General features: G+C 65.8%; 12 protein-coding genes. 9 read left to right on the forward strand and 3 right to left on the reverse strand.

Annotated features, from left to right (window positions below):
* Positions 1-93 precede the first annotated feature (93 nt).
* From ACW5CM_RS02550 to ACW5CM_RS02580, 7 genes are read left to right on the forward strand one after another with little or no spacing between them, the layout of a single operon-like run.
* The gene (locus ACW5CM_RS02550; RefSeq protein ID WP_457124079.1) at positions 94-768 is read left to right on the forward strand and encodes a YesL family protein; all 675 of its coding nucleotides are present in this window, start codon (positions 94-96) and stop codon (positions 766-768) included.
* Positions 769-822: 54 nt separating this feature from the next.
* Positions 823-2,358, forward strand: a complete 1,536-nt coding sequence (locus ACW5CM_RS02555; protein ID WP_457124080.1) for an extracellular solute-binding protein — start codon at positions 823-825, stop codon at positions 2,356-2,358.
* 56 nt (positions 2,359-2,414) lie between these two features.
* Positions 2,415-3,386, forward strand: a complete 972-nt coding sequence (locus ACW5CM_RS02560) for an ABC transporter permease (protein WP_457124081.1) — start codon at positions 2,415-2,417, stop codon at positions 3,384-3,386.
* Complete coding sequence (locus tag ACW5CM_RS02565) at positions 3,386-4,267, forward strand: carbohydrate ABC transporter permease (protein WP_438254121.1); 882 nt, start codon at positions 3,386-3,388, stop codon at positions 4,265-4,267. The genes ACW5CM_RS02560 and ACW5CM_RS02565 overlap by 1 nt, the downstream gene beginning before the upstream one ends.
* Positions 4,264-4,911: a DUF1961 family protein gene (locus ACW5CM_RS02570; protein WP_457124082.1), complete on the forward strand. Its 648-nt coding sequence runs from the start codon at positions 4,264-4,266 to the stop codon at positions 4,909-4,911. The genes ACW5CM_RS02565 and ACW5CM_RS02570 overlap by 4 nt, the downstream gene beginning before the upstream one ends.
* Positions 4,908-7,565, forward strand: coding sequence for an exo-rhamnogalacturonan lyase family protein (locus ACW5CM_RS02575; RefSeq protein WP_457124083.1), 2,658 nt, complete (start codon positions 4,908-4,910; stop codon positions 7,563-7,565). The genes ACW5CM_RS02570 and ACW5CM_RS02575 overlap by 4 nt, the downstream gene beginning before the upstream one ends.
* A gap of 38 nt (positions 7,566-7,603) precedes the next feature.
* On the forward strand, positions 7,604-8,710 hold the full coding sequence (locus ACW5CM_RS02580) for a glycerate kinase (RefSeq protein ID WP_457124115.1): 1,107 nt from the start codon (positions 7,604-7,606) through the stop codon (positions 8,708-8,710).
* Between the two features lie 34 nt (positions 8,711-8,744).
* On the opposite strand, the gene ACW5CM_RS02585 is transcribed toward ACW5CM_RS02580, so the two are convergent.
* On the reverse strand, positions 8,745-9,734 hold the full coding sequence (locus tag ACW5CM_RS02585; RefSeq protein WP_457124084.1) for a hypothetical protein: 990 nt from the start codon (positions 9,732-9,734) through the stop codon (positions 8,745-8,747).
* 78 nt (positions 9,735-9,812) lie between these two features.
* Positions 9,813-11,456, reverse strand: a complete 1,644-nt coding sequence (gene pgm / locus ACW5CM_RS02590; protein WP_438254126.1) for a phosphoglucomutase (alpha-D-glucose-1,6-bisphosphate-dependent) — start codon at positions 11,454-11,456, stop codon at positions 9,813-9,815.
* A 51-nt stretch (positions 11,457-11,507) separates the two neighbouring features.
* Here pgm and pheA point away from each other — a divergent pair, with 51 nt between their 5' ends.
* Complete coding sequence (gene pheA / locus ACW5CM_RS02595; RefSeq protein WP_438254128.1) at positions 11,508-12,458, forward strand: prephenate dehydratase; 951 nt, start codon at positions 11,508-11,510, stop codon at positions 12,456-12,458.
* Positions 12,459-12,636: 178 nt separating this feature from the next.
* On the opposite strand, the gene ACW5CM_RS02600 is transcribed toward pheA, so the two are convergent.
* Positions 12,637-13,683, reverse strand: a complete 1,047-nt coding sequence (locus ACW5CM_RS02600) for an LLM class flavin-dependent oxidoreductase (protein ID WP_457124116.1) — start codon at positions 13,681-13,683, stop codon at positions 12,637-12,639.
* A 226-nt stretch (positions 13,684-13,909) separates the two neighbouring features.
* Between ACW5CM_RS02600 and ACW5CM_RS02605 the strand changes: the two genes are divergently transcribed.
* Positions 13,910-16,285, forward strand: a complete 2,376-nt coding sequence (locus tag ACW5CM_RS02605; protein WP_457124085.1) for a collagen-binding domain-containing protein — start codon at positions 13,910-13,912, stop codon at positions 16,283-16,285.
* The last annotated feature ends 124 nt before the right edge of the window (positions 16,286-16,409 follow it).

The following is a 16,409-nucleotide window of genomic DNA, read 5'->3' on the forward strand; positions in this document are numbered from 1 at the left end:
AAACGGTGGGCTAGCATCGTCCTCGGAAAGCGCATTCCCGCCTCCGAGATTCACGGCGACGACGCGCGTGAAATGACGATCGATGGAGATCCGATGAACAGCAGAGCCGCATCCAGCGGGTGGGCGTCCCGCGCCCATGCCGCCTGTGACTGGCTGTTCTGGGTGATGACGGTGAACCTGCTCTGGTATGTGTTCACGCTCGCCGGCGGAATTCTCCTGGGGGCGGCCCCTGCCACGGTGGCGGCTACTGAACTCACGCGACGCCGGTTGCGGGGAGAGGGTTTCCCGGCTATCCGCACTTTCGCGCAGGCGTGGTCGCGTGAGTTTTGGCGCGCGAACGCGGTGCTTGCGCCGGTTCTCATCGTCGGCACGATCCTCGCCGTGAATGCGATCGGCTTCGCCGGTGCCGGAACGCTTGCCGAAGCATCCGGAATCCTCACGCTGGTGGCGCTGACACTCGCGTTCGCGTTGCTGGCCGTGCTCGTGCCGCTCTACGTCCACTACGACCTGCCGCTGCGGGCGTATGTGCTGACGGCATCCCGCTGGATGCTGCGCAATCTCGCACATGTGCTCCTGCTGGTGCTCGCCGCTGTCGTCGTCGTCACCGCGAGTCTGATTCTTCCCGGCATCATCCCCTTCCTCTCGCTCGGCGCGTGGCTCACCATCGACACAGCCCTGTGCCTGGCCTTCTTCGCCGCGAACGACCGGCAGCTCGCTGAAACCGAAACGGAAACCGGCGCTGTTGCCGTTCCCGTCGCAGCCGGCTGAGCATTCCCGTCCGACCAACCCATCCCTTGCAGCAGCACGAACGAAGGAGTTCACATGAAGCACATCAAAAAATTCAGCGGTCTGGCCCTCATCACCGCCGGCGCGGTCGTTCTGGCCGGTTGCTCGGCCGGGGGAGCGGCCGAAGGAAACGGTGAAGCCGCCGAGCTGGAGAGCTTGTCGATCATGGCCCCGTATCTCGTCACGAATGCGCCGGCCGACGGCAACGAGGTCCTCGCGGCCCTCGAGGGCATCGCCGGCGTGGAGCTCGACATCACCTGGGTGCCCAACTCGTCGTACCTGGACAAGACCAACATCACGCTCGCCGGGGATGACATCCCACAGGTCATGATCATCCAGGGCAAGGACCCGGGCTTCGTCCGCAATGCCGAGGCCGGCGCCTTCTGGGATCTCACGGATTACTTGGACGACTACCCCAACCTGAAGACGACCTTCCCTGAGGTGCAGCACGCCGCGAGCGTGAACGGCAAGGTGTACGGCATCTTCCGGGCCCGTGACGTCATGCGCGCGGCCGTCATCATCCGCAAGGACTGGCTGGCCAACGTCGGACTCGAGACGCCGGAGACCACTGAAGACCTCTACGAGGTCGCCAAGGCGTTCACCGAGCAGGACCCGGATGGCAACGGCGCCGATGACACCTACGGCCTGATCATTCCCAAGTGGCCGGGTGCGATCGGCAGCAACAGCCCCTACGACGTCATCGAGACGTGGTTCGGCGCGGGCAACCGGTGGACCGAGCGCGATGGCGAGCTGGTGCCGAGCTTCACCACCGATGAGTGGCTCGAGGCCGTGGAGTACGAGAAGGAACTTGTCGACGGGGGATACGTCAACCCGGACTACACCACGTTCGACTCGGCGACCTGGAATGAGCCCTTCCTGAACGGCAAGGGCGGCATCATCATCGACGTGCACTCGCGTGCCGGTCAGCTGATGAACCTGCTCAAGGAATCCGACCCTGACGGCTTCGACCAGTACGTCGACATCGCCGGCAACCTGACCGGCCCCGACGGAGAGCTGCACGCTCACCCGACCACCGGCTACAGCGGGTTCCTGGCGATCCCGAAGACGAACGTGCGCACCGAGGCTGAGCTGCGCGCCGTGCTGGAAGTGCTCGACAAGCTGAACTCGGCCGAGGCCGGACCCATCCTCAACAACGGCATCGAAGGCGAGACCTACACGTTGGACGGCGATCTCGCTGTCGCCGTCGACGACGCTCCGCAGGAGCTGAAGGATGCCGTGCTCAGCTACAGCCAGCTGGGAATGAACGTCACGGGATTCCAGGGCTATCTCCCTCAGCAGGCCACGGAGTACGAGCAGGAGATGTACGACAAGCGCAAGCAGATCGAGGCATCCGACACCGAGCACGCGGTGTATGACGAGGCCGCGGCCTACGTCTCGCAGACCTACGTCTCCAAGGGGGCTCAGCTGGACGTGATCGTTTCGGATGCGCGCATCCAGTACATCGCCGGCCAGATCGACCTCGACGGTCTCAAGGACGCGGTTGCGCTGTGGCGCAGCAGCGGCGGAGACGACATCATCGCCGAGATCAATGAACTGAGCAGCCAGAACTGACCGAACGAGGGGCGGATGCGGGTTGCATCCGCCCCTCCACACCGATAGGAGATCGCGTGGTCGTTCTGGACACACGCCCCGTCACTCAGACGGAGGCGCTCACCGTTCCGACCCCGAAGCGTCGTCGAGGCGCACGGGTTCATTTCACCCAGTTCAAGTGGCTCTATCTGATGCTGCTGCCGGGGATCATCTACTTCGTGGTCTTCCGGTACGGGCCGATGGGTGGCGCGGTCATCGCGTTCAAGGACTACGTCCCTTTCCTCGGCATCGCCGACAGCCCCTGGGTGGGCTTCAAGCACTTCGAGGATCTGTTCGCCAGCCCCGACTTCGGGCGGATCATGGCGAACACCCTGATCCTCGCGCTGCTGAGCGTCGTCGTCGCTTTCCCGCTGACGATCGTCGTCGCGCTTTTGCTCAACGAGCTGCGCGTCAACATGGTCAAGCGCTCCGTGCAGACCCTGATCTACATCCCGCACTTCCTGTCGTGGACCGTCGTCGCATCGCTGACCTATCTGCTGTTCGCCCTGGACATCGGCCCGCTGACGCAGCTGATCAATGGTCTGTTCGGGACGGACACGAGCTTCCTCACTGATCCGGCGTGGTTCCGGCCGATCATCGTCCTCCAGGACATCTGGAAGAACACCGGCTGGGGCACCATCATCTTCCTCGCCGCGCTCGCGAGCGTCGACCAGGAGCAGTATGAGGCGGCGATCATCGACGGGGCCGGGAGATTCCAGCGCGTCTGGCATGTCACGCTCCCCGCTATCCGCCCGACGATCATCATCCTGCTCGTGCTGCAGATGGGGCAGGTGCTCAACACCGGATTCGAGCAGATCTATCTGATGACCAACTCGCTCAACCGCCAGGTGGCGGATGTCTTCGACACCTACGTGTACTTCATGGGCATCACCCAGGGTTCCTACAGCTACAGCACCGCGGTCGGCCTGTTCAAGGCGGTCGTCGGAGTGGTGCTGATCTTCGGGGCGAACTGGCTCGCCAAACGCTTCAACCAGACGGGGATCTTCTGATGGCACGCGAGAAGTACCGGTTCAATACCCCGGGTGGCAAGGTCTTCGACGTCTTCAACGTCGTTCTGCTCACGGCCGTCGGCATCGTCGCACTGATCCCGTTCGTCTACGTCATCGCGGGTTCCTTCGCCACCGAGCTCGAGCTCGCCACCCGGTCGTTCTTCGTATGGCCGGAGACGTTCAGTCTGCGGGCCTACGAGTCGATCCTGACGAGCCCCACGTTCCTGCGCGCGATGGTCACGACGATCGGGGTGACCGTGGTCGGAACGCTGGTCCAGCTGTTCCTCACCGCTTCGATGGCCTATCCGCTGTCGAAGGGAAACCTGCCCGGGCGGCGCACGCTGCTGTCGCTCATCGTGTTCACGATGGTCTTCTCCGGTGGAATGATCCCGACGTTCCTCGTCGTCAAAGACCTGGGGATGCTGGATACGTACTGGGCGCTGATCCTGCCGATGGCGATCAATCCGTTCAGCCTCATCATCATCAAGAACTTCTTCGAGCAGCTCCCGGGCGAGCTCGAGGAGTCCGCGAAGATCGACGGGGCGAACGAGATGCAGGCGCTGTGGAGCATCATCCTCCCGCTTTCCAAGCCGGTGCTCGCCACCTTCGCGCTGTTCTATGCCGTGGGTATCTGGAACGACTTCATGTCGCCGCTGCTGTACCTCAACGACAACTCGATGTGGACGCTGCAGATGTTCCTGCGTCAGGTGACAGTCGCCACAGATTTGTCGATGTTGGAGGCAGGCCCCGGTCAGATGCCGCCGGCGCAGGGGATCAAATTCGCCGTGATCGTTGTGGCGACTCTGCCCATCCTGCTGTTCTACCCGTTCCTGCAGAAACACTTCGCCAAGGGCATGCTGATCGGTTCGGTGAAGGGATGACGGCTCTGCTGTATGCGAATCCGTTGGCTTCGCCTGAGGATCTCGCCGGCTGGGTGGCGGAAGGGCCGATGGCAGCATCTGCAGATGCGGACGGGGTGCTGCTGTCCAGCAGTGGAGGCATCGATGAGCACTGGACCCTGTGGTGCCCCGAGGCGTTCGGGGACCGCATCCGTATCAGCTGGGAGATGTCGCCACGCAGCGAGCCTGGCCTGGCGATGCTGTTCTTCGGAGCGGCAGCGACTGTCGGTGGCGGGATCTTCGACGACGGCCTCGCACCGCGCACGGGGGCGTATCCGCAGTATCACTCCGGAGACATCCGCACCCTGCATGTGTCCTACTTCCGCCGGCGTTGGGAAGACGAACGCGCCTTCCACACCTGCAATCTGCGCAAGTCGCCCGGATTCCATCTGGTCAGTCAGGGTGCCGACCCGCTGCCATCGGTCGAGGACACACGTGGCGATTTTTATCGCATCTGCGTCATCAAGGATGGTGCCCGCGTGACCTTCTCAATAGACGACCTCGTCCTTTTCGAGTGGGCCGACGACGAATCGACCGGTCCGCGGGTGCGCGACGGCCGCATCGGATTCCGACAGATGTCCCCGCTGACCGCCTGCTACCGAAACCTTGAGGTGCATTCGCTATGACCGCCCCCACCCCTGCTTCAGTCCCCCTGCGCTGGCTCGATGACGTCGCGCCGAAAACGCTGCCGTCGGGCGTCACCTGGGGCGCGCCGCTTCCCCGGGGAAGCGTGGGGTCGGTCTCCGAACTCCGCCTCCGCCGTGACGGTGAGAACGTGCCGGGCCAGTTCTGGCCGCTTGCGACCTGGCCGGACGGGTCGGTGAAGTGGACCGGCGCCGCGCTCGGCGCCATGGGTGACGTCGGCGCCGCGGGTGACGTCGGCGAGTACGAGATCGTGGCGGATGCCCCATCCGCCGCCCCCGCGCATGATCGCCCGGTGCGGGCGCACCGAGCGGCCGACCTCGTCGTCGTGGACAACGGCGTGGTCACCGTGGAAATCGGCGTGCCGCAGCGGGACAGATCGGTCGAGGGACTCATCCGGACAATCACGCGGGACGGCGTCGTGATTGCCGAAGACGTGCGCCTGGTCAGCCTGAGGCAGGACGAAATCGCGGAGGACGGCGGCGGCGCGCCGCGCGAACACTTCCGCTCACTCATCTCGCTGGTCGATGTCGAGCAGGAGGGTCCCATCCGAGCGGTCGTGCGGATCGAGGGGACGCACCGGGCGGAGTCGGGCGAGCGGGAGTGGCTGCCGTTCGTCGTGCGGCTCGTCCTGGTCGCCGGTTCCGAGGAGATCCGCGTCGTGCACACGGTGATCTGGGACGGTGACGGCGAGGTCGACTTCCTCACCGGGCTCGGTCTCCGGGCCGGGGTGCCACTGCGGGCGCCATTGCACGACCGGCATGTCCGGTTCGCCGGCGCCGATGGTGGCTTCTTCTCCGAGGCGGTGCGCGGACTCACCGGCCTCCGTCGTGATCCTGGTGCCGAGGTGCGTGCCGCACAGATCCGGGGTGTGGCGACGCCGCCGACCGCGGAGTGGAACCCGGAGGTGTCCGAGCGGTTGGATCTCATCCCGGCATGGTCGGATGCCACGCTCACCCAGCTCAGCGCCGACGGTTTCGGCATCCGCAAGCGCACGGCTCCCGGTCACGCGTGGATCAGTGCTGGTGCCGGTACGCGGGCGGAAGGCTTCGTCTCGGTCAGCGATCCGGGTGGCGGTCTCGGCGTCGGGGTACGGGGCTTCTGGCAATCGCATCCCGGTCAGCTCGACATCCGGGGCGCGGCATCCGACCGAGCAGAGGTCACAGCGTGGTTGTACGCGCCGGAGGCGCAGCCCATGGACGTCCGGTTTTATCACGACGGTCTCGGCCAGGACGACTTCGCGACGCAGCTCGAGGCGCTCGAGATCACCTACGAGGACTACGAGCCGGGCTTCGGTGAGGCGCAGGGCATCGCGCGCACCCACGAGCTCACACTGTTCGCCTATGCGGCGACCCCGTCGATCGAACGCGTGGCCGAGGATGTGGCGCGGGTGCAGACTCCTCCGCTGCTGCAACCGACTCCCGCGCACTTGAATGCGGTCGGTGTATTCGGCGACTGGGCGCCGATTGACCGGTCGACGCCGCTGCGCGGGGAGATCGAAGACAGCATCGATTTCCTCCTGGACTTCTATCTCGGGCAGATCGGACAGCGCAGCTGGTACGGCTTCTGGGATTACGGCGACGTCATGCACGCCTACGACCCCGACCGTCATGTGTGGCGATACGACGTCGGCGGCTACGCCTGGGACAACAGTGAGCTCTCACCAGATCTCTGGCTCTGGTACTCGTACCTGCGCAGTGGTCGTGCCGACGTGTTCCGGCTCGCCGAGGCGATGACCCGGCATACCGGCGAGGTAGACGTCTATCACCTGGGCCGCTGGAAGGGCCTCGGGTCGCGGCATAACGTGCAGCACTGGGGATGCAGCGCCAAGCAGTTGCGCATCAGCAGCCCGATCTACCGGCGCATCTTTCACTATTTGACCGCGGACGAGCGCGTCGGCGACCTGCTCACAGAGCTGCGCGACAGCGATCAGCGCTTCCTCGATACCGATCCCACCCGAAAGGTGCGCTCGGATGCGGCGACCTATCGACCGGATCGCTCCGCGCTCGCCGTCGGGCTCGGGACGGACTGGGGTGCGCTGGCGGCGACGTGGCTCACCGACTGGGAGCGCACCGGCGACGAGCGTTCCCGCGACCGACTGCTGGGCACAATGGCGGACATCGGCGCGCTTCCGCACGGATTCCTCACCGGTGAGGCCCTCTACGACCTCGACTCCGGGCGGTTCGACGCGACTCGCGAGCGCATCTCGGTGTCGCATCTGAGCGCGGTGTTCGGCCTTGTCGAGGTGTGCAGCGAGCTGATCGACCTCGTGGACGTGCCCGGGTTCCGGGAAGCGTGGCTGGAGTACTGCCGCCTGTATTTGGCAACGCCCGAGGAGCAGATCGCTACCGTCGGTGCGCCGCTCACCGGCATCCATCTCGAACAGGCGCACAGCCGGCTGACGGCGTACGTCGCGGCGAGCACCGGCGATGCTGATCTTGCGGATCTGGCCTGGCAGGCGTTCGAAGGAGTCGGGGAGTGGCTGGTTCATCGGCGCGACTTCACGCTGAATCGGGTGGAGGCGCCATACGTCCTCAACCCTGTGGATGAGGCTCCCAGTGTGTCGACGAACGATGCGGCCCAGTACGGCTTGGCGGCGATTCAGAACCTCGCCCTGATCGGAGATCGTCTGCGCTGAGCGGAGCACTTCTGCCCCGTAGGCTCGAAACCATGGCAATGAAGGTCGTACTCGCACCGGACAGCTTCAAGGGATCCATCACCGCGGCGGATGCTGCGCAGGCGCTCGCCGCGGGGTGGGCATCTGTCGATGGCAGCGCCGACTTCGTGATGCGTCCGATGGCGGACGGCGGCGAGGGCACGGTGGCCGCGTTCGCCGCGGGCGTGCCGGGTGCGGTGCGGATGCCGGTACGCGTGGACGGGCCGGCCGGAGTGCCGGTGGATGCCGAGTGGCTGCTGCTGCCGCCGACGGACGGCGCACCGGGAGGAACTGGGGTGATCGACCTGGCATCGACCTCCGGCATCGAGCTGGTTGATGCGCTGCGCCCCTTCGACGCCGACACGACCGGATTCGGCCAGGCGATTGTCGCCGCGCTCGATCATGGCGTCTCTCGCCTGGTGCTCGGCATCGGATCCAGTGCGTCGACGGATGGCGGGACCGGGCTGCTGACCGCGCTCGGCGCGCGTTTCGCTGATGCCGCCGGGCGGCCGATCGCGCCCGGCGCGCGCGGACTGCTGGAGCTCGCCGCCGTCGATCTTGCGGGGCTGCGCCCGGCTCCTGAGGTCCTCGTGCTCTCGGATGTGACGAACCCGCTGGTCGGGTCGCACGGCGCTGCAGCAGTGTTCGGCCCGCAGAAGGGGCTGACCGACGCGGTGGATATCGTGCGCGTCGATGCCGCTCTGGTGCGCCTCGCCGACCTGCTCGGCTCGGACTCTCAGCTGCCGGGCTCGGGCGCGGCCGGAGGTGCCGGCGGTGCGCTGGCCCGCTGGGGCGCCGAACTCTCTCCCGGTGCCGGTGAAGTTGCCCGGCTGCTCGGACTGGAAGAAGCTGTCGCCGATGCCGACATCGTGGTGACCGGCGAGGGGTCCTACGACGGTCAGTCCGGCGACGGCAAGGTGCCCTCGTTCGTCGCCGGGGTCGCAGCTCGCGCGGGGGTGCGCGCCGCCGTCGTCGCCGGGCGGATCACCTCAGACGCGGACACGGCGCTGTTCGAGGCATCCATCTCACTCACGGATCTTGCCGGCTCCGCACACGCCTCTCAGACAGAGCCAGCGCGCTGGCTTCATGCGGCCGGTGCTGCGCTCGCGAACGACTTCGCCCGCTGAGGCCAGCGGAAACCGGGACCTGCCGGCGACGGTGTCAGATGAAGGGTCGCACGTCGAGGATGGAACGGAGCGAGAATCCGCCCGTATCGATCATGTCCGGCAGTTGCACGGCAAGCTCAGCCACCAGCCCGACGCGCGCCTGGATGACGTGTAGATCACCTTCGGCGGCATCCGGAGCCGACAAAGCGGCCGCGGCACGGTCGGCAAGCTTCTCGCACGCCGCCGTGACGTCTGCTGCGCGGTGCCCATCGCGCGCCGAACGCCCTACGGAATAGACCCAGTCGAGCTGTCGAAATCCCCACGCGTCGAGCGAGTCGTCGTCGGAGGGCAGTACAGTCGCGGTCTGGTGCAGCAGCAGAAGCCCTGTGTCAACGACGCCAGAAGGATGCGGCCACGCGCGCCCGAGCCACTCATAGAGAAAATGCATGTGGAAACTGCAGCCGAGATTGCCGAACAGGCCGGGGTCCTCGTCGACGGCCCCCATTCGATCGCGGAGCCAGAGCCCTGTCTCGCCATCGGCGTGTTCGTCCAGCCAGCCCAAGTACCGGTCAAGCCATCGGGCGCGCTCGTTCTCGTCGGCGCCAGCACATACAACGCCGATGGCGAGGAGTCCTGCTGCCTCGTGGGACGCGGGCCACGGCTGATCCCAGTCGAGTCCGGCGAGGAAGGGGGCGGCCGCCTCTGGGCGCAGCAGGTCTTGCAAGCGTGCGGGGACCGGCGGTAGCTCGCCAAGCACCATGAGCGTCGTCAGCGCGGTGGCAGCGCGGTGGATCTCGCCATGAGTCGGATCCGCGAACATTCCATCTGCTGTCGCGAACGAGTTCACGCTCCGGCGCAGAGCTTCCGCTTCGGATCCCACGGGACGGTCGCCGAGAGCAATCCTGATGCCGACGGCGGCTGCCGTTCCGTACAGATCCGGGGCGGTGCCGCCGCGGTGGCGAGCGTACCCGTCTGCCTGGCGACTCTCCGCTACCCGCTCGTGCACCTTGCTAAGAAACCCGCCGAAGCTGGAAGTGCAGACCATAAATCACCGTTCTCGAGATGGCTCGTCGCGAGCACAGTTTTCGCAACGGCGACTATCGCCGGTGCGGGGTGATCAACCTCAGCCGCCCAGCGCCGCCGACACCACGGCTCGGGCCTCAGCCTGCACCTCGGCTAGGTGTTCAGCTCCGAGCAGGCTCTCGGCGTAGAGCTTGTAGACATCTTCAGTGCCGGAGGGGCGGGCGGCGAACCAGGCATTCTCAGTCTGCACCTTGAGGCCACCGATCGCGGCGCCGTTGCCCGGCGCGTGCGACAGCTTTTCGAGGATCTGCTCGCCGGCCAGCGTCTTGGCCGTGACGGACTCGGGTGCCAGTCGCGCGAGTGTCGCCTTCTGCTCGGGTGTGGCCGGCGCGTCGACGCGCTGATAAGCGGATGCCCCGAACGCCTGCTCCAGTTCGGCATAGCGCTCGGACGGGCTCTTGCCGGTGACCGCGATGATTTCGGCGGCGAGCAGGCACAGCAGGATGCCGTCCTTGTCGGTCGACCAGACCGTACCGTCCTTGCGCAGGAACGAGGCCCCAGCCGATTCCTCGCCGCCGAACGCGACAGATCCGTCGAGCAGACCCGGTACGAACCACTTGAATCCGACGGGAACCTCCAGCAGTCGTCGGCCCAGCGACTCAGCAACCCGGTCGATGATCATCGACGAGACCAGGGTCTTGCCGATCGCGGCATCCCGAGGCCAGTCAGCGCGGTGCGAGAACAGGTAGTCGATCGCGACGGCGAGGTAGTGGTTGGGGTTCATGAGCCCGGCATCCGGGGTGACGATCCCGTGCCGATCGGCGTCGGCGTCGTTTCCGGTGAGCACGTCGAAATCACCGCGGCGAGCGACGAGGGATGCCATCGCGTTCGGCGACGACGGATCCATCCGGATCTTCTCGTCCCAGTCCAGCGTCATAAACCGCCAGGTCGGATCGACCTCGCGGTTGACGACGATCAGGTCCAATTCATACATCTCCTGGATCAGCGACCAGTATTCGACGGATGCTCCGCCCAGGGGATCTGCGCCGATGCGGATGCCGGCCTTCTTGATGGCATCCACGTCGATGATGCTGGCGAGGTCGCGCACGTAGGCGTCGCGGAAGTCGTAGCTGGGCAGCGCGTCCCAGTCGAGGTCTGCGAAGCTCGCCGCCTTGACGCCCTCCATGCCGCCCTCGATGAGTTCGTTCGCCCGGGCGGCGATCCAACTGGTGGCATCCGTGTCGGCGGGGCCGCCGTGCGGCGGGTTGTACTTGAAACCGCCATCGCGGGGCGGGTTGTGCGAAGGGGTGACGACGATGCCGTCGGCGCGGCCGGCGGCGTTCGGCGAAAGGGCGCGGTTGTGCGTGAGAATCGCGTGGCTGAGAGCCGGGGTCGGCACGTAGGAATCGCGTGAGTCGACGCGTACGTCGATGCCGTTGGCGATGAGCACCTCGATGGCCGTGCGCTCGGCGGGCAGCGACAGGGCGTGGGTGTCACGGCCGAGGAAGAGAGGACCGGTGATGCCCTGCGACGCCCGATACTCGACGATCGCCTGGGTGGTGGCGAGGATGTGCTGCTCGTTGAAACTGTTCGTCAACGACGAGCCGCGGTGGCCGCTCGTTCCGAAGGCGACGCGCTGTGCTGCCACGGACGGATCCGGGCGCCGATCGTAGTACGCGGCGATCAGTTCGTCGACGTCAATGAGGTCACTTTGCTCCGCGGGGAGGCCGGCACGGCTGGTCATGGTTCCAGTCTGCCCCGATCTCGGCTTCTGCGCATCATCTGCGGGGCTAAGGTGAAACCCGTGACTGAACGTCGTACCTATAGCTACCTCGGCCCTGCGGGAACCTTCACGGAAGCAGCACTCGATCAGGTGGCTGCCGCGCGAGGCCAGCAGTGGCGTGCCGTTCACAACGTCGGTGAGGCGCTCGCCGATGTGCTGGAGGAGCGCAGTTACGCCGCGATGATCGCGATTGAGAACTCCATCGAGGGTGGAGTTTCGACGACGCAGGATGCTCTGGCTACTCTGCCGGGATTGCGCATCATCGGCGAGTACCTGGTGAAGGTGAACTTCGTCCTGGTGGCGCCGCGCGGCACGAAGCTCGAGGACATCTCCGCGATCGCCGCCCACCCGGTCGCCTATGCCCAGTGCCACGGTTGGCTGGGCAAGAACCTCCCGAACCACTCGCATGTTCCGGCGGCCAGCAATGTGGCATCCGCTATTGGCGTTCTGGAGGGAACGACGCCCGCACAGGCTGCGATCGCGCCTCCCGGGATCGTTGCGCACTATGACGTGGATGTGCTGGCATCCGAGATCGGCGATAACACCGCTGCCGTCACGCGTTTCGTGCTGGTGACGCGGACCACGACGCCGCCGGACCCGACCGGAGCCGATAAGACGTCGCTGATCGTCGAACTTCCCAACGACCGCCCGGGCGCGCTGCTCGATCTGCTCGAGCAGTTCTCGACGCGCGGCATCAACCTGTCGTTGATCGAGTCACGGCCGATCGGCGATGAGTTGGGGCGGTACCGGTTCGTGCTCGATGCGGACGGGCATGTGCAGGATGAGCGGATGGCGGATGCGCTGCTCGGCATCCGTCGGTTCAGCCCCCGTGTGGTCTTTCTCGGTTCGTATCCGCGGGCCGATCGGCAGATCGTGCACTATCCGGAGCGGTACGCCGACGACGTCTTCGTCGAAGCGCGCGACTGGTTGCGCGACCTGCTTTCCGGCGCGCCGGGAGAGTAGCTGGACCTGCTCGCTCGCCGCGGGAGGCGCGGGGCGCGGGGGCTCGGCGCGGGAGGTGTCGTGAGTGGCCGCTTCAGCCTGCTGAGAGCGGCCAGATGCGACCCCTGCTGGATGCGGCGACTCGGTGAGGTGTCGCAAGTGGCCGCTTAATGCTGGGCCAAGCGGCCGAATGCGACCCCTACAGAGCGGCCGCGATGAGTTCGAGCGTTGCGGTGCGGCCGGGCGCGGCATCCATCGGCTCTGATTCGAAAACGCCCGCGACGGGCGAGAGCATGACCTCGTCGACGCCGTATCGGGTCGCGAACTCGCGCGTCTCGGCGGCCACCGTCTCACCTGTGCCGACGAACCAGCGCGAGCGGGCGGCCGCGATGATCTCATCGGTGGCGGGGTCGGTTGCGGCCGCGAGTGCTTCTTCCACTGTTTCCAGCGCGACGAGGGGCTTGTTCAAGCGCAGGCGGGCCATCATCCGCAGCTGGGGGAGGGCACGGTGCTCGGCCTCTTCAGCGGTGGCGGCGGCGACGGCGTTGACGGTGAGGAACGTGCGCGGCTGCGGGTGCTCTTCGCTGGGCTGGTACCCGGTGCGGTAGAGGTCGAGCGCGCGCTCGAGGCCATGGCCGGAGAAATGGTTCGCGAAGACATAGGGCAGGCCGTGGGATGCTGCGAGCTGGGCGGAGTAGTCGCTCGAGCCGAGCAGCCACACCTCGGGCGTGCTGGTTGCCGCCGGGGTGGAGTGCACGGTGTAGTTGCCGCCAGATGTGAAGCGCACGGTCGCGCCGTCGCCGGCGAGTAGAGCGCGGATGTCCTCGATGTTGCGGGGGAACTGTTCGACATCGCTCGTGGTGCCAGAACCGCGCAGCAGTTGCGTGATGACCGGGTCGCTTCCGGGGGCGCGGCCGAGGCCGAGGTCGATGCGCCCCGGCGCGATGGCTTCGAGGGCGGCGAACTGCTCGGCGACGATGAGCGGTGCGTGGTTGGGCAGCATGACGCCGCCGGATCCGAGTCGCATGCGCTGCGTGCGTCCGGCAGCTGCCGCGATGAGGACCGGGGGAGTAGTGGATGCCACGGCCGGCATGTTGTGGTGCTCGGCGAACCAGTAGCGCCGGTAGCCGAGTCGGTCTGCAGCCTCAGCGAGTGCGAGGGAGGAGGCGATCGCCTCGGCACTGGTCTGGCCGGTGTGCACGGGGACGAGATCGAGGACGGAGAGGGCAGGGGCTGAGGCAGTCATCATCTGGTGCAACTCTGAAGCCCGGGCGGGCATTCCCATTCTGTGTTTGTTGATGCCTGAGGCGTGTAGCGGATGGCTCTGTGAGAGCGCTCCCGCAGCGTGTGCTATCCTCTGGATCGCCAAGGGGGGCTTTGGTGTGTTCGACGCGAATCGCGTCGCCGATCACACGAAGATGCGATCGAATGCAATGGGGCTGTGCGCAAAGCGCACAGAAGGGGAATCACACATGAAGTTACGTCATTTGGCGCGCGCTGGCGCATTCGGCTACGGGTCGGGGGCTTCGAAGCGGGGGAATATGCGGCGTTTGCTCGCAGCTGCAGCCACGCTCGCTATCGCAGGAACGGGGTTCGTTGTCACCTCAACCTCTGCTGTCGCGGCACCGGCACTTGCAGCTTCTTGCAGCACGGTCAACCCGATGGGTGCGGCCACTCCAACCGGTTCTGAGAACGGGTACACCGTCTTCGTGCGCGATAACGCGATCTTCGCCAACAGCGAGACCGAGGGCACCATCGCAGTCGGTGGCACCGCTACCTTCGGTGATCCCCGGGGCAATGCGAACCAGCAGTACCCCATCATGCACGGCAATGTGGGCGGCAACGCAGATTACTCAGTGCCTACTATCGACGGCGCGCCGAACCGTGTCCTGATCCAGGAGTTCGCGACCAACGGACCAAAAATTGTTCAGGTCAAGGCGCAGGGCGCCACTGGCGCCGACGCCGAAGCGGGCGCCAAAATCGGTGACCAGTCAACGCCTGTCGGGTATACGTTCGGCCCAATGTTTGGCGGCACTGGGACTACGTTCTTCCCGGCTGGCGGCGGCAACCAGAGCCCGCAGATCGATTCCACGGTGCAGACGTGGACTGATCTCGCTGCGGCTCAGGAGAGCTGGGGCATCGACGGTGATGTGCTCTCACACTTTCCAGCAGATAACGGCACGTCTGTGATCGAGTTGTTTACCGATTGGCAGCCCGCTGGAATCCCGGCGGATCCCAATCTGCCTATTGAGCTCAGTGTTGAAGGTCCAAGCAAGCTGCCGCTTTCTGACTTCGCCGGAATCAGCAAATACGAGCTCGCGGGTTATTCGGAGACGTCGTTCCTTGTGATCACGGTCGACCCCACGGACGTCGTGGATGGTCGGGTAACCCTGCCGTCATACGCATCCAATGGTAAAGACAGTGCAGGGAAGGAAGGCATCAGCCATATCCTCTTCGATTTCAGCGCCATTAGCGGCGAAATCGAGGTTGTCACCCCTAACGAACCGGTCCGTGGTTCCATCTACGCGCCGAACGCGCACATCGTGTTCCCCGCTGAATCTGACGGCGGACGCGAGTTTGAGGGCCAGATTATCGCTCAGAATCTGACCGCGCTCCAGGGCGGTAAGGAAATCCACACCAACCTCTTCAAGGGGCGCTTCCCATGTAGCAGCGTTGAGGGGACCTTTAACCTGCAAAAGAACCTCGCGGGTGTTGACGCGGCCGCGTTCCCCGCCGGAACCACGTTCCCGGTGACGGCGACGTGGGAGGGGGGTGAGCAAGTTTTCGAGCTTCCTGCTGACGGGACTGTAGTTTCTTCGGGTGTGTCCCTGCCCGAGGGTACGGTGGTGACCCTCGCCGAGGGCGATCTGCCTGCTACCCCCGAGGGGTACTCGTTCGTGTCGAAGAGCCTGTCGGCTGATACGGTTACGATCCTTGCGGACGGGAACGCGAATATTGCGTGGACCGTCACCAACACCTACGCGACCGACGCCGTCGACGCCGACGCGACTGATGCTGACGCGACGGATGCTGACGCGACCGACGCGACCGACGCGACGGATGCTGACGCGACCGACGCGACCGACGCGACGGATGCGGACGCGACTGACGCTGACGCGACTGACGCGACTGACGCGACTGACGCGACTGACGCGACTGACGCGACTGACGCGACCGACGCGACGGATGCGGACGCCGCGGATGCTGACGCGACTGACGCTGACGCGACGGACGCGACGGACGCGACGGATGCTGCTGACGCTACGGATGCTGCTGACGCGACGGATGCTGCTGACGCGACGGATGCTGCTGACGCGACGGATGCTGCTGACGCGACGGATGCTGCGGATGCCACGGATGCTGCTGACGCGACGGATGCTGCTGACGCGACGGATGCTGCGGATGCCACCGATGCAACTGACGCGACGGATGCTGCTGACGCCACGGATGCTGCTGACGCGAACGATGCCGCGGATGCCACCGACGCGACTGACGCGACCGATGCTGCTGACGCTGCTGACGCTGCTGACGCTGCTGACGCTGCTGACGCTGCTGACGCTGCTGACGCTGCTGACGCTGCTGACGCGACGGACGCTGCTGACGCTGCTGACGCTGCTGACGCAACGGACGCTGCTGACGGCGAAACCGATGCATCCGATGCATCCGATTCGGCAGCAGGCACCGGCGAAACCGGATCGGGAAGCGTCACGGACGCTGGGGTGTCCGAGAGCGACAACCTTGCAACGACCGGATCCAACGTGCCGGTGAACCTGTTGGGTGGTGGCCTCGTGCTGCTGCTCGGCGGAGCTGCAGCGGCGCTGTTCGCTCGCTCGCGTCGTCAGGCCTGACCTGATCTGATCGGCCATTCGGCTGCCAATCGCGAAAACGCCACGGATATCAACTGATGTCCGTGGCGTTTTCGTATTTCCGGCATCCGCTCCCGGGCCGGAAGCGATGAAAGGCGACGGGTGC

The organism is Microbacterium wangyouchuni, from assembly GCF_054072595.1.

What these genes read in the sequence shown, in the direction of transcription:
- ACW5CM_RS02550 (WP_457124079.1), top strand. Translation starts at nt 94, where the DNA reads ATGAACAGCAGAGCCGCATCCAGCGGGTGGGCGTCCCGCGCCCATGCC.
- ACW5CM_RS02555 (WP_457124080.1), top strand. Translation starts at nt 823, where the DNA reads ATGAAGCACATCAAAAAATTCAGCGGTCTGGCCCTCATCACCGCCGGC.
- ACW5CM_RS02565 (WP_438254121.1), top strand. Translation starts at nt 3,386, where the DNA reads ATGGCACGCGAGAAGTACCGGTTCAATACCCCGGGTGGCAAGGTCTTC.
- ACW5CM_RS02570 (WP_457124082.1), top strand. Translation starts at nt 4,264, where the DNA reads ATGACGGCTCTGCTGTATGCGAATCCGTTGGCTTCGCCTGAGGATCTC.
- ACW5CM_RS02575 (WP_457124083.1), top strand. Translation starts at nt 4,908, where the DNA reads ATGACCGCCCCCACCCCTGCTTCAGTCCCCCTGCGCTGGCTCGATGAC.
- ACW5CM_RS02580 (WP_457124115.1), top strand. Translation starts at nt 7,604, where the DNA reads ATGAAGGTCGTACTCGCACCGGACAGCTTCAAGGGATCCATCACCGCG.
- ACW5CM_RS02585 (WP_457124084.1), bottom strand. Translation starts at nt 9,734, where the DNA reads ATGGTCTGCACTTCCAGCTTCGGCGGGTTTCTTAGCAAGGTGCACGAG.
- pgm (WP_438254126.1), bottom strand. Translation starts at nt 11,456, where the DNA reads ATGACCAGCCGTGCCGGCCTCCCCGCGGAGCAAAGTGACCTCATTGAC.
- ACW5CM_RS02600 (WP_457124116.1), bottom strand. Translation starts at nt 13,683, where the DNA reads ATGACTGCCTCAGCCCCTGCCCTCTCCGTCCTCGATCTCGTCCCCGTG.
- ACW5CM_RS02605 (WP_457124085.1), top strand. Translation starts at nt 13,910, where the DNA reads ATGAAGTTACGTCATTTGGCGCGCGCTGGCGCATTCGGCTACGGGTCG.